The sequence below is a fragment of the Paraburkholderia franconis genome, assembly GCF_009362735.1.
GTDB classification, from domain to species: Bacteria; Pseudomonadota; Gammaproteobacteria; order Burkholderiales; family Burkholderiaceae; genus Paraburkholderia; species Paraburkholderia franconis.
In genome coordinates, this window is sequence record NZ_WHNP01000009.1 from 216,741 (window position 1) to 227,839 (window position 11,099).

The following is an 11,099-nucleotide window of genomic DNA, read 5'->3' on the forward strand; positions in this document are numbered from 1 at the left end:
CCCCTTGCTCAGCGCTTCGCCGGCACATCGATGCCCGGGAAAATCTTGATCACGGCGGAATCGTCTTCGCCGCCGTGGCCCGCCGTCGACGCCATCATGAACATCTGATGCGCCGCCGCCGACAACGGCAGCGGAAACTTCGAACGCCGCGCGGTATCGAGCACGAGGCCGAGATCCTTCACGAAGATATCGACGGCCGACAGCGGCGTGTAGTCGCCGTCGAGGATGTGCGGCACGCGGTTCTCGAACATCCACGAATTGCCCGCGCTGTGCGTGATCACGTCGTAGAGCGCAGCGGGGTCCACGCCCTCGCGCAGGCCGAGCGCCATCGCCTCGGCAGCGGCCGCGATGTGCACGCCCGCGAGCAGCTGGTTGATGATCTTCACCTTCGAGCCCGCGCCGTGCCGCTCGCCCAGCCGATACACCTTGCCCGCCATCGCGGCGAGCACGTCTTCGCAGGCGGCATAGGCGGCTGCGGAGCCCGAGGTCATCATCGTCATTTCGCCGGATACCGCGCGCGCCGCGCCGCCGGAAACGGGCGCATCGAGCATCAGTAGGCCGGCCGCTTCGACGCGGCGTCCCAGGTCGATCGCGAAGTCGGGCGCGACGGTCGCGCATGCGATCACGACGCTGCCGGCCTTCATCGACTTCACGGCGCCGTGTTCACCGAACAGCACAGCATCCGTTTGCGCCGCGTTGACGACGAGCGTGACGACGACGTCGCATTGCGCGCCGAGCTCGGCGGGGCTTGCGCAGCGCGTGCCGCCCTCCGCGACGAACTGTTCGAGCACTTCGCGACGCACGTCGCATGCATGGACATCGAACCCGCCGCGCAGCAGCGAGCGGGCGACGCCCATGCCCATCGCGCCAAGACCGATCACTCCGACTTTTCTGGCCATAACTTTCCTCTACGAACGATGCTTCAGATGGCGGCTCTCGGATCAGCAGATACCCGCTTCGGCGAGTCGGCGCGCCGCGTTGTACATGTGCGTCTGCGCGGCGTTGCGCGCGGCCATCGGGTCGCCCGCACGAATCGCCGCGACGATCGCCGCGTGCTCGTCGCGCACCTGACGCGAGAAGTCCTCGCGCAGCGCCTCGTTGCGGCGCGTGACGAGGGTGCCCGCTTCGAGGTACTGGTTGAGGAACGCGAGGGTCTTCATGAAGTACGGATTGCCCGTGACGGCCGCGATCGCGCGATGAAACGCGACGTCTTCGGCCACGCCGTCGCGGCCTTCGGCGACGGCTTCGTCGATCTTGCCGAGCGCGGCGTCGATGGCCGTCATGTCGGCATCCGTGCGGCGCATTGCGGCCTCGGACGCCACCTCGGCTTCGATCGCGCGCCGCACCGCGAGAATCTGCAGGACTGAGCCGCCTTCCATCGCCTCGGCGTAGTCGATCCGCAGCGGCCGGATCGCGCCATGCACGGACACGTAGACGCCGCTGCCCTGGCGCGGCTCGACCACGCCTTCGTTCTTCAGGCGCGAGATGGCTTCGCGGATCACCGTGCGGCTCACGCCGAACTCCTGCGCGAGCACGGCTTCCGTCGGCAGCTTGCCGCCGCGCGCGAAGGCGCCCTTGTCGATTTGCGCGAGCAACTGCTGTGCGACCGTGTCGCTTAGCGCCTTGTTGGGGATCTTCTCGAACATGTTCCGCAAATTCGCGATGTCATAAGGTCATCATACAAATTTGCGAAAACGAAGGACCATCGGGGTGAACCCTTAGCCCAACGCGCCGCGAGGCATCGCCCCGCGGCGCGGTACATCGAAATCAGACCGCTTTCATCTGCTCCCGCGCCCAGGCCACGGCCGCGCGCGCCGGCGCGATGCCCGTCGCCTTCACGCGTTCCGCAAGCTCGAACACGCGCGAACCGATCTGTGCAACTTCCGCGAGCACGGCCTCTTCGTCGGCCGAGCCCAGATACTCGCGCACGCAGCTGATGATGCCGCCCGCGTTCACGAGGAAATCGGGCGCGTAAAAGATGCCGCGTTTGTGCAGCGTGTCGCCCTCGGCGAGCGACATCAGCTGATTGTTCGCGCCACCCGCGATCACCTTGAACTGGCACTGCGCGGCGACGGCTTCCGTGATCGAGCCGCCGAGCGCGCATGGCGCGAACACGTCCGCGTTGACGCCCGCGATGCGCGCCGTGTCCGCGATCTGAGCGCCGAACAATTGCTTCGCGCGCTCGGTCTTGCCCGCATCGATATCCGCGACGATCAGCTCCGCGCCCGCGCCATGCAGCCGCTCGCACAGATCCCAGCCGACGGAGCCGAGCCCCTGCACCGCAACCGACACGCCGTCGAGCGTGTCGCGCCCGAGCGCGACCTGCACGGCCGCCTTGAGGCCCACGAACACGCCATACGCGGTGCGGGGCGACGGGTTGCCGCCGTACACGTCGTTGTCGCGCGGAATGCCGCTCACATACGGCGTTTCGCTTTGCACGGCGCGCATGTCGTCGGCCGTGGTGCCCACGTCTTCGGCCGTCAGATAGACGCCGCCGAGCGATTGCACGAGCCGGCCAAACGCCTTGAACATCGCGGTGCGATCCATCTGCTCGGGACGCTTCAGGATCACGGCCTTGCCTCCGCCGAACGGCAGGCCAGCCAACGCGTTCTTGAACGCCATGCCTTGCGACAGACGCAGCGCGTCGTGATACGCCTCGTACTCCGACGCGTACTGCCAGTAGCGGCAGCCGCCGAACGCGGGGCCGCGCGCCGTGCTGTAGACGGCGATCACGGCCTGCAGGCCGGATTGCGCGTCGCTGGCCACGACAATGCGTTCGTGGGCGGGTTCGCCGTGAAGCCCGAAAAGCGTTCCGGCGAAATTCGTCGTCAGTCGGTCCATCTGTATTCCTTCCTTGTGGGCAGGCGGTTGAGTCGGCGCGAAGCGATGGCTTCGCGGCGGCGGGCCGCATGTCGTCCGGGTTGCGAACGCATGCGTGCGAAACGCGAGGGCGGCGGGTGCGCCGATCCCCCGATCGAAAAAGTGTAGGCGGCCAAATTCGGAGAATTGTTCTGTTTATCTGGAATTCGGTGGTCCGTGGCAGAATAATCGCCTACGTAAATCCGACCGTGAAGGCGATTCGTCTTCCGATTCATCAGCGAGCCTCTGCCGCACACATGAAACTCGACTCCACCGATCAGCGGATACTGCGCGAACTGCGCAACGACGGGCGTCTTTCCAACGCGAAGCTCGCCGAGCGCGTCGGCCTGTCGGCGACACCGTGCTGGAACCGCGTGCGCGCGCTCGAGGAAGCGGGCGTGATCGAAGGCTATGCGGCGCTGCTGAACCAGAAGGCGCTCGGCCTGCCCGACACGGTGATCATCGAAGTGAAGCTCGCGAAGCACGACGAGCGCACGCTGGAGCGTTTCGGCGAAGCGCTCGCCGATCTGTCCGAAGTGGTCGAGGCGTTTCTGGTGTCGGGGGAATACGACTATCTGATCAAGGTCGCGGTCGCGGGCACGGAAGGCTACGAGTCGTTCCTGCGACGCAAGCTGTATCGGCTGCCGGGGTTTCAGGACAGCCGCTCGATCTTCGCGTTGCGATGCCTGAAGCGCTCGGTATCGGTCGAGCCGTAATCGGCGTCATGCCGCCTTCGCCGATGCCGCGGCAAACGTGACCCGCGCCGTCAGGCCGCGCGCGTCGCTGATACCCGCCGCCTTCTCCCCCGTCTTCTCCCCTGTTTCGAGCGCGATCTCGCCGCGATGCGCCTGCACGATCTCGCGCACGATGGCGAGGCCGAGACCCGTGCCTTCCGTATCGGCGGATGCGCGGTAGAACGGCTCGAACACGCGGCTGCGCGCTTCGGCGGGAATGCCTGGGCCGTTGTCGGAGACCGTCAGCGTGATGCGCGCCGCGTCGCCATGCACGGCGACCGTCACATGTCCGCCGGGCTGCGTATAGCGAATCGCGTTTTCGGCGAGATTCGACACCAGCGCGGAAAGCAGGCCCTCGTGTCCGATCATCCACGCGGACGCGTCGAGTTCCGCGCCGAGATCGATGCTTCGATTCTGCGCGAAGAGCGCGAGATCTTCGACGACGTCTTTGGCGATTGCAGCGAGATCGACGGGCTCGTTCGCGAGCCGCGTGTAGTCGGCGGCTTCCGCTTGCGCGAGCAACAGCAGCTTGTTCGTGAGGCCGACCATCGAGCGGTTGCTTCGCTGCATCGCGGCCAGCGCTTCGCCCAGCGACGGCTCCAGTTCGCGATGCTGCCGCGCGTACTGCAACTGCGTGTCGAGCAGCGTGAGCGGCGTGCGCAACTGATGCGCGGCATCCGCGATGAAGCGCCGCTGCGCGGCCACCTGCAAGCCGAGCCGCGCGATGCACTGATTGATCGCATCGACGATGGGCCGCAGCTCCGTGTGCAGGCGATCGACGCGCAACGGTTCGAGCTGCATCGGATCGCGATCCATCACCTCGTCCTTCACCTTCAGCAGCGGGCGCAGCTCGAACGTCAGGCCGATGCACGCCAGCGCCACGGCGAGCAGCATCATCTCGATCTGGCGCACCAGTTGCGGCCGCCACAGATCGCGCACCATCGCATCGCGCGAAGCCTGCGTCTTGCCGACCGACACCAGCACGCGCCGCGTCGCGCCGTTGTCGTACATGCGCCGCACGTAGCCGATCGCGCGTATCGACGCGCCGTGCAGCTCGGCGTCGTAGTAGCTGGGCGTATCGTGCGTATCGTGCGTATCGTGCGTGGCGGAAGCGGATGAAGGCGCTGATGCGCCGAGCGGAAAATCCGGCACGCCGGCGAGCAGCCGATCGTCGTCGACGCTCACGTTGTAGAACACCTGATCGCCATACGGCGACGCGAAGATTTCCAGCGCGGCTGGCGGGATATCGACGCGCAGCATGCCGTCCGCCCATTCGACTTCGCCCGCGATCATTCGCGCCGACGACAGCAGCGTGTTGTCCTGCACGAGATCGGCGGTGCGGCGCGCGTTGTCGTATTCGGCCTTGCCCGTCACGAACACGTAGATCGCAAGCGGCACGAGCAGCCACCACAGCAGACGGATGCGCAGGCTGCTGGTCATCGCGCGTTGCGCCCCGGACCGTGATTCATTCGACGTCGTCCTTCTTGCGCAGCAGATAGCCGAGCCCGCGCAGCGTGACGATTGCAGCCGAACTGCCATCGAGCTTCTTGCGCAGCCGCGATACGTAGATTTCGAGCGCGTCTTCGCTGGGCTGATCATCGTGCGTGAAGATCGAGTCCATCAGCGCGGCCTTCGACACCGTCTTGCCCATGCGCAGAATCAGCGTTTCGAGCACGCTGCGCTCGCGCGGCGTGACGTTGAGCGGCGCGCCCTTCAGCGCGAACTGCCGCGTGTCGATGTCGAACAAGAGATCGCCGCACGCTACCTCGTTCGCGGTCGAAGCCGTCTGCCGGCGAATCATCACCTTCACGCGTGCGACCAGCTCGCGCACTTCGAACGGCTTGACCAGATAGTCGTCGGCGCCTGCACCCAGCAGCTCGACCTTTTCGTCGATCGAGCCGCTTGCCGTCAGGATCATCACGGGCGTCGCATCGCCGCGCTGACGCAGACGCCGCAGCACGTTCTTGCCCGACAGCCTCGGCAGATTCAGGTCCAGCAGCACGACGTCGTAACGGTTCGTGCGCAACAGTTGATCGGCGGCTTCGCCGTCCTGCACGGCATCGAGCGCGAACGCCTCCTGCTCGAGCATGCGTGCGAGCCAGTGGGACAGCGTCGGATTGTCTTCGATCAACAGCAGTTTCATCGGTCAACGGAATGCATGTAAAAGCAGCGCCGGGCTCGCCATCGCGTGTGTGCGGCACTGCCGCGCGATTGTATGTCGACGGAATGTCGGCGCTTGCATCGGGTTAACACCCATATTTCGGCGCGGCTCCCGAAAGCTGACAGAAGGTTTGAGCTTTCTATAATCGCCCCACTCATTCAAAAAGGCGCAATGCCGCAATGCCAAAAACGGCTGGCGCCTCACCAACAAGGAGACTGATGATGCGTACCTTCCGCCAGATCGCAGCCGTGTCCGGACTCGCTTTCGTCCTCGCCGCGGCTTCCGCCAGCGCCCACGCCGAGAAGATCTCGATCATGGTCGGCGGCGCCGCCAAGATCATCTATCTGCCCGCCAAGCTGACGGAGCAGCTCGGCTACTTCAAGGACGAAGGGCTCGATGTCGAGATTCTTTCGCAACCAGCGGGCGTCGATGCCGAAAACGAACTGCTCGCGGGCGCCGTGCAAGGCGTGGTCGGCTTCTATGATCACACGATCGACCTGCAGAGCAAGGGCAAGGAAGTGCAGGCGCTCGTGATCTTCGGCCAGGTGCCGGGCGAAGTCGAAATGGTGTCGACGAAGGCAGCGGGCGAGATCAAGAGCATGGCGGACGTGAAGGGCAAGACGCTCGGCGTGACGGGCCTCGGTTCGTCGACGAGCTTCCTCACGCAATACCTCGCGCAGCGCGCCGGCGTCCCTTCGACGCAATACACGCTGCTGCCCGTCGGCGCCGACAACAGCTTCATCGCGGCGATCAAGCAGGACCGCATCCAGGCGGGCATGACGACCGAGCCGACCGTCTCGCAGCTGCTGAAGATGGGCGACGCGAAGGTGCTGGTCGACATGCGCACGATCGAAGGCACGCGCGCGGCGCTCGGCGGCACGTATCCGGCTTCGAGCTTCTATGTGCAGCGCGCGTGGGCCGAAGCGCACAAGGCCGAGGCGACGAAGCTCTCGCACGCATTCGCGAAGACGCTGAACTTCATCGCGACGCATAGCGCCGACGAGATCGCTGCGAAGATGCCGAAGGACTATTACGGCGCCAACAAGGACCTGTACGTGGCCGCGCTGAAGGCCTCGCTGCCGATGTTCACGAAGGACGGCAAGATGCCCGCCGATGGTCCCGAGACGGTGCTGAAGGTGCTGTCGGCGTTCAATCCGTCGGTGAAGGGCAAGCATATCGATCTCGCGAAGACCTACTCGAACGACTACGTCGCGACGGTCGCGACGGCCGCGAAGTAAGCCGTATCGTCGTCCACCTATCACCCGCAAGGAAAGAGGCAGCACGCGATGAATCAATCCAGGCCACACGGCGCACCGGCCATCGAGCTGCGCAACGTATCGTGCCGGTTCATTTCACCCGACGGCAAGGCGACGGTCGCATTGCGCGACTTCAGCATGTCGGTGGCGAAGGGCGAGTTCGTCGCCGTCGTCGGTCCGACGGGCTGCGGCAAGTCCACGACGCTCAGCATGATCACGGGGCTGCTCAAGCCGACGACGGGCGAAGTGCGCGTGATGGGCGCGCCCGTCGACGGCATCGATCCGCGCATCGGCTTCGTGTTCCAGGCCGATGCCGTGTTTCCGTGGCGCTCGGTGCTCGACAACGTGGCGGCCGGCCCGCTCTATCGCGGCCGTTCGAAATCCGCCGCCTATGACGAGGCAAACGAATGGCTGCGCCGCGTCGGGCTCGACAAGTTCGGCAAGCACTATCCGCATCAGTTGTCGGGCGGCATGAGGAAGCGCGTCGCGCTCGCGCAGACGTTCATCAACAAGCCGGAAATCCTGCTGATGGACGAGCCGTTCTCCGCGCTCGACATGCAGACGCGCACGCTGATGCAGGACGAGCTGCTGCAGTTGTGGTCGGCGAATGCGGGCTCCGTCGTGTTCGTCACGCACGATCTCGAAGAAGCGATCGCGCTCGCGGACCGCGTGTTCGTGCTGACGGCGCGGCCCGCGACGCTGAAGAAGGTCTACGAGATCGATTTGCCGCGTCCGCGCATCACGTCGGAAGTCCGCTATGACCCGCGCTTTATCGAAATCTCGCGCGACATCTGGCACGACCTGCGCGAAGAAGTGCAGATCGGTTAATTCAATCAGGCTGGAGCTCGCTCAATGTCTACTACGCCTCAACAAATGATGCCCGCCGGCCTCGACGCCAGTTCGCTCGCGCAGGTCGAACGCATCGCGCAAAAGCGCATCCGTCAACGCAACGCGCTCGTGATCGGGCTGCGCATCGCCGTCCTCGTGATCGTGCTCGGCGGCTGGGAACTGTCGGCGCGCATGAAGTGGATCGATCCGTTCTTCTTCTCGATGCCGTCGGCGATCTTCGAGCAGATCGTCGACTGGTTCGTGAACGGTACGTCGCAAGGGCCGCTGCTCACGCAGGTATGGGTCACGCTCGAAGAGACGGGACTCGGCTTCATCATCGGCTCGGTGGCGGGTGTGTTCTGCGGCATCGTGCTGGGACGCAACAAGCTGCTCTCCGATGTGTTCAGCCTCTACATCAAGATCGCCAACTCGATTCCGCGCGTGGTGCTCGGTTCGGTGTTCGTGATTGCGCTGGGTCTGGGGATGGCGTCGAAGGTGGCGCTCGCCGTCGTGATGGTGTTCTTCGTCGTGTTCGCGAATGCGTTCCAGGGCGTGCGCGAAGCGGACCGCTACATGATTGCGAACGCGCAGATTCTTGGCGCGTCGCGGCGCCAGGTGACGACCTCCGTCGTGATTCCCTCGGCGCTGAGCTGGATTCTCGCGAGCCTGCACGTGAGCTTCGGCTTTGCGCTGGTCGGTGCGGTGGTCGGCGAGTTTCTTGGCTCGAAGCAGGGCATCGGACTGCTGATCTCGACGGCGCAAGGCGCGTTCAATGCAAGCGGCGTGTTCGCGGCGATGATCGTGCTGGCCGTCGTCGCATTGGCCGCCGATTATCTTTTGACGGCCGTCGAGCAGCGCTTGCTGAAGTGGCGGCCGAATATCAGTTGATTGAATTTCTCGCAGCGGTTGTGTTGCAATTGAGCGCCTCCTTTTGGAGGCGCTTTTTCTATTCGCATGGCTTGCCAACGCACTCGCATTCGCACATTACCGAAATGTAATCAGCCCTCATCCCCATGCCGGTATGATTAAAAAATCAATCCGCAGCGGAGCATGGCGATGCGCATCCTCGTGATCGAAGACGAGCCCAAAACGGCCGCGTATCTGAAGAAGGGGCTGGAAGAATCCGGCTATTCGGTCGAAGTGGCGAACGACGGTTCACACGGGCTGATCCTCGCGCAGGAGGAGGACTACGACGTCATCATTCTCGACGTGATGCTGCCGTGGATGGACGGCTGGACCGTCGTGAAGACGCTGCGCGCGACGCGTACCACGCCTGTTCTTTTTCTGACCGCGCGCGACGATGTCGACGACCGCGTGCGCGGCCTCGAACTCGGCGCCGACGATTATCTCGTCAAGCCCTTCGCATTCGTCGAACTGCTCGCGCGCGTGCGCACGCTCGCGCGACGCGGCCCGCCGCGCGAGAGCGAGCTGATCAGAATCGGCGACCTCGAAATGGATGTGAACCGGCGGCGCGTCAAGCGCGGCGGAATGCGCATCGATCTCACGCCGCGCGAGTTCTCGCTGCTGCAACTGCTCGCGCGCCGCCACGGCGAAGTGTTGAGCCGCACGCAGATTGCGTCGTACGTGTGGGACATGAATTTCGACAGCGACACGAATGTCGTCGAAGTCGCGATTCGCCGTTTGCGCAGCAAGGTCGACGACAACTTCCCCGTCAAGCTGATTCACACGGTGCGCGGCGTCGGCTATGTACTCGAAATCAAGGAACCGGCCTGATGCGCGGCCGCTCGATCACCGCCACGCTCGCGCTCGCTTTCGGCGCGACGACGCTCGCGGTGTTCGTGCTGGTCGGCAACTTTCTCTATCGCGCGCTGGAACGCGAAGTCAGCTCACAGGACGACATGAGCATCGTGCTCGCCGCGCGCCATGCTCGACGCCTCGCGGCGGAGATCGAAACGACGGCGGGCATCCGCGAGCATGGTGACCGCATCACGAGCATCGTGCTGGGCAATCCGGGCATGTCGATGGAAGTGTTCGATCCCGATGGGCAGCTCGCAATCGAACACAACGTGGTGAGCACGCTCGGCACGGCGATGCCCGTCGGCGACAGCTCGATTCTGTCCGCGGGGCGCTCCATTGCGCGCGTGCCCGAAACGGCGCGCATCACGGAAGCATCAATCGCCGGCTGGACGAACGGGACAGGCTCGCCAATACGCGGCATCGCCACCGATGCGAAGCTGCGCGACGGCGAAATGGTCAGCATCCTGATCGCGCGCAACATGAGCGACCGCTATGCGCTGCTCGATCACTATCGCGATACGCTGAAGATCTGCGGCATCATCGGCGTGATTCTGACGACGGTACTGAGCTATCTGCTGATACGCGCGGCAATGCGGCCCGTGCGCGATATCGCGGCGAGCGCGAGCGAAGTCACCGTCAACCGCCTGAATACGCGTATCGCCGTGGCCAGCGTGCCGCGAGAACTCGAAACGTTGGTGACGACGCTCAACGCGATGCTCGAACGCATGGACCATGGCTTCAAGCAGATGTCGCGCTTTACAGCCGATCTCGCACACGACATGCGTACGCCACTGAGCAACATGCGCGGCGCAACGGAAGTCGCGCTCGCGCGTCCGCGTTCCGCCGATGAGTATGAGGCTTTGCTTGCGTCCAACCTGGAGGAATGCGAGCGGCTGTCGCGGATGATCGAGAACGTGTTGTTCCTCGCGCGCGCCGAGCATCCGCAGTTCGTCAAGCACATGCGCGTATTCGATGCCGTGCAGGAGCTGACGCATATCGGCGAGTACTTCGAGGGCGTCGCCGAAGATGCCGACGTGCGCATACGCGTGACGGGCTCGGCAATGCTCACCGCCGATCTCGAACTGTTCCGACGCGCGGTCAGCAATCTGCTCGCCAACGCGCTGCGCTACACGCCGTGCGGCAAGGAGGTCGTGCTGGACGCGCATCAGATAGACGATCGCGTACGCGTAACGGTGTCGAACGAAGGCGAGCCGATCGCGCCCGAACACCTCGAGCGAATCTTCGATCGCTTCTATCGCGTCGATCCGTCGCGCAGTTCGTCGCCTTCGTCGCGCTCGCAGCAAGGATCGCCGGGATCAACGGGTCTCGGGCTCGCGATCGTGCGCACGATCATGGAGCTGCATGGCGGTACGGTGCACGCGGACAGCGATGCGAGCGGGACGCGGTTCGTGCTGGTGTTTCCGTGATGAGGTCGGTTCGCCCGGCCTTTCGCTAACGTCCAGAAAACCATGCAAGCCAAAGCCCCAGCCCCTACTCCCCCCG

At 64.6% G+C, this 11,099-nt stretch carries 11 protein-coding genes; 6 read left to right on the forward strand and 5 right to left on the reverse strand.

Annotated elements, in window-relative coordinates:
- Positions 1–8: 8 nt before the first annotated feature.
- From ltnD to GCT13_RS12805, 3 genes are all read right to left on the reverse strand, one after another.
- On the reverse strand, positions 9–899 hold the full coding sequence (ltnD, locus tag GCT13_RS12795) for an L-threonate dehydrogenase (protein WP_152758432.1): 891 nt from the start codon (positions 897–899) through the stop codon (positions 9–11).
- 42 nt (positions 900–941) lie between these two features.
- The gene (locus tag GCT13_RS12800; protein ID WP_152758434.1) at positions 942–1,646 is read right to left on the reverse strand and encodes a FadR/GntR family transcriptional regulator; all 705 of its coding nucleotides are present in this window, start codon (positions 1,644–1,646) and stop codon (positions 942–944) included.
- 121 nt (positions 1,647–1,767) lie between these two features.
- Complete coding sequence (locus tag GCT13_RS12805) at positions 1,768–2,841, reverse strand: Leu/Phe/Val dehydrogenase (RefSeq protein ID WP_152758436.1); 1,074 nt, start codon at positions 2,839–2,841, stop codon at positions 1,768–1,770.
- A 275-nt stretch (positions 2,842–3,116) separates the two neighbouring features.
- Between GCT13_RS12805 and GCT13_RS12810 the strand changes: the two genes are divergently transcribed.
- Entirely contained in the window at positions 3,117–3,575 is a 459-nt protein-coding gene (locus GCT13_RS12810) for an Lrp/AsnC family transcriptional regulator (protein ID WP_152758438.1), read from the forward strand.
- A gap of 6 nt (positions 3,576–3,581) precedes the next feature.
- Here GCT13_RS12810 and GCT13_RS12815 read toward each other — a convergent pair whose 3' ends face one another.
- Together GCT13_RS12815 and GCT13_RS12820 are read right to left on the reverse strand one after the other, a co-directional pair.
- Positions 3,582–5,033 carry a sensor histidine kinase gene (locus tag GCT13_RS12815; protein WP_152758440.1) on the reverse strand — a complete coding sequence of 484 codons (1,452 nt, stop codon included), beginning with the start codon at positions 5,031–5,033 and terminating at the stop codon, positions 3,582–3,584.
- A 25-nt stretch (positions 5,034–5,058) separates the two neighbouring features.
- Complete coding sequence (locus GCT13_RS12820) at positions 5,059–5,736, reverse strand: response regulator (protein WP_152758442.1); 678 nt, start codon at positions 5,734–5,736, stop codon at positions 5,059–5,061.
- A 239-nt stretch (positions 5,737–5,975) separates the two neighbouring features.
- Here GCT13_RS12820 and GCT13_RS12825 point away from each other — a divergent pair, with 239 nt between their 5' ends.
- The 5 genes from GCT13_RS12825 (at position 5,976) to GCT13_RS12845 (ending at position 11,023) form a co-directional block, all read left to right on the forward strand.
- Entirely contained in the window at positions 5,976–6,992 is a 1,017-nt protein-coding gene (locus GCT13_RS12825; RefSeq protein ID WP_152758488.1) for an ABC transporter substrate-binding protein, read from the forward strand.
- A 48-nt stretch (positions 6,993–7,040) separates the two neighbouring features.
- Positions 7,041–7,838 carry an ABC transporter ATP-binding protein gene (locus tag GCT13_RS12830; RefSeq protein ID WP_087732859.1) on the forward strand — a complete coding sequence of 266 codons (798 nt, stop codon included), beginning with the start codon at positions 7,041–7,043 and terminating at the stop codon, positions 7,836–7,838.
- Between the two features lie 24 nt (positions 7,839–7,862).
- Positions 7,863–8,726, forward strand: coding sequence for an ABC transporter permease (locus tag GCT13_RS12835; RefSeq protein WP_087732860.1), 864 nt, complete (start codon positions 7,863–7,865; stop codon positions 8,724–8,726).
- 168 nt (positions 8,727–8,894) lie between these two features.
- On the forward strand, positions 8,895–9,572 hold the full coding sequence (locus tag GCT13_RS12840; RefSeq protein ID WP_090864347.1) for a heavy metal response regulator transcription factor: 678 nt from the start codon (positions 8,895–8,897) through the stop codon (positions 9,570–9,572).
- A complete protein-coding gene (locus GCT13_RS12845; protein WP_152758444.1) occupies positions 9,572–11,023 on the forward strand; it encodes a heavy metal sensor histidine kinase in 1,452 nt (483 codons plus the stop codon). Before GCT13_RS12840 ends, GCT13_RS12845 begins: the two co-directional genes overlap by 1 nt.
- Positions 11,024–11,099: the final 76 nt, after the last annotated feature.

Bases quoted from the DNA above. Each gene is read 5' to 3' on its own strand.
- ltnD (WP_152758432.1), bottom strand. From the start codon at position 899: ATGGCCAGAAAAGTCGGAGTGATCGGTCTTGGCGCGATGGGCATGGGC.
- GCT13_RS12800 (WP_152758434.1), bottom strand. From the start codon at position 1,646: ATGTTCGAGAAGATCCCCAACAAGGCGCTAAGCGACACGGTCGCACAG.
- GCT13_RS12805 (WP_152758436.1), bottom strand. From the start codon at position 2,841: ATGGACCGACTGACGACGAATTTCGCCGGAACGCTTTTCGGGCTTCAC.
- GCT13_RS12810 (WP_152758438.1), top strand. From the start codon at position 3,117: ATGAAACTCGACTCCACCGATCAGCGGATACTGCGCGAACTGCGCAAC.
- GCT13_RS12815 (WP_152758440.1), bottom strand. From the start codon at position 5,033: ATGACCAGCAGCCTGCGCATCCGTCTGCTGTGGTGGCTGCTCGTGCCG.
- GCT13_RS12820 (WP_152758442.1), bottom strand. From the start codon at position 5,736: ATGAAACTGCTGTTGATCGAAGACAATCCGACGCTGTCCCACTGGCTC.
- GCT13_RS12825 (WP_152758488.1), top strand. From the start codon at position 5,976: ATGCGTACCTTCCGCCAGATCGCAGCCGTGTCCGGACTCGCTTTCGTC.
- GCT13_RS12830 (WP_087732859.1), top strand. From the start codon at position 7,041: ATGAATCAATCCAGGCCACACGGCGCACCGGCCATCGAGCTGCGCAAC.
- GCT13_RS12835 (WP_087732860.1), top strand. From the start codon at position 7,863: ATGTCTACTACGCCTCAACAAATGATGCCCGCCGGCCTCGACGCCAGT.
- GCT13_RS12840 (WP_090864347.1), top strand. From the start codon at position 8,895: ATGCGCATCCTCGTGATCGAAGACGAGCCCAAAACGGCCGCGTATCTG.
- GCT13_RS12845 (WP_152758444.1), top strand. From the start codon at position 9,572: ATGCGCGGCCGCTCGATCACCGCCACGCTCGCGCTCGCTTTCGGCGCG.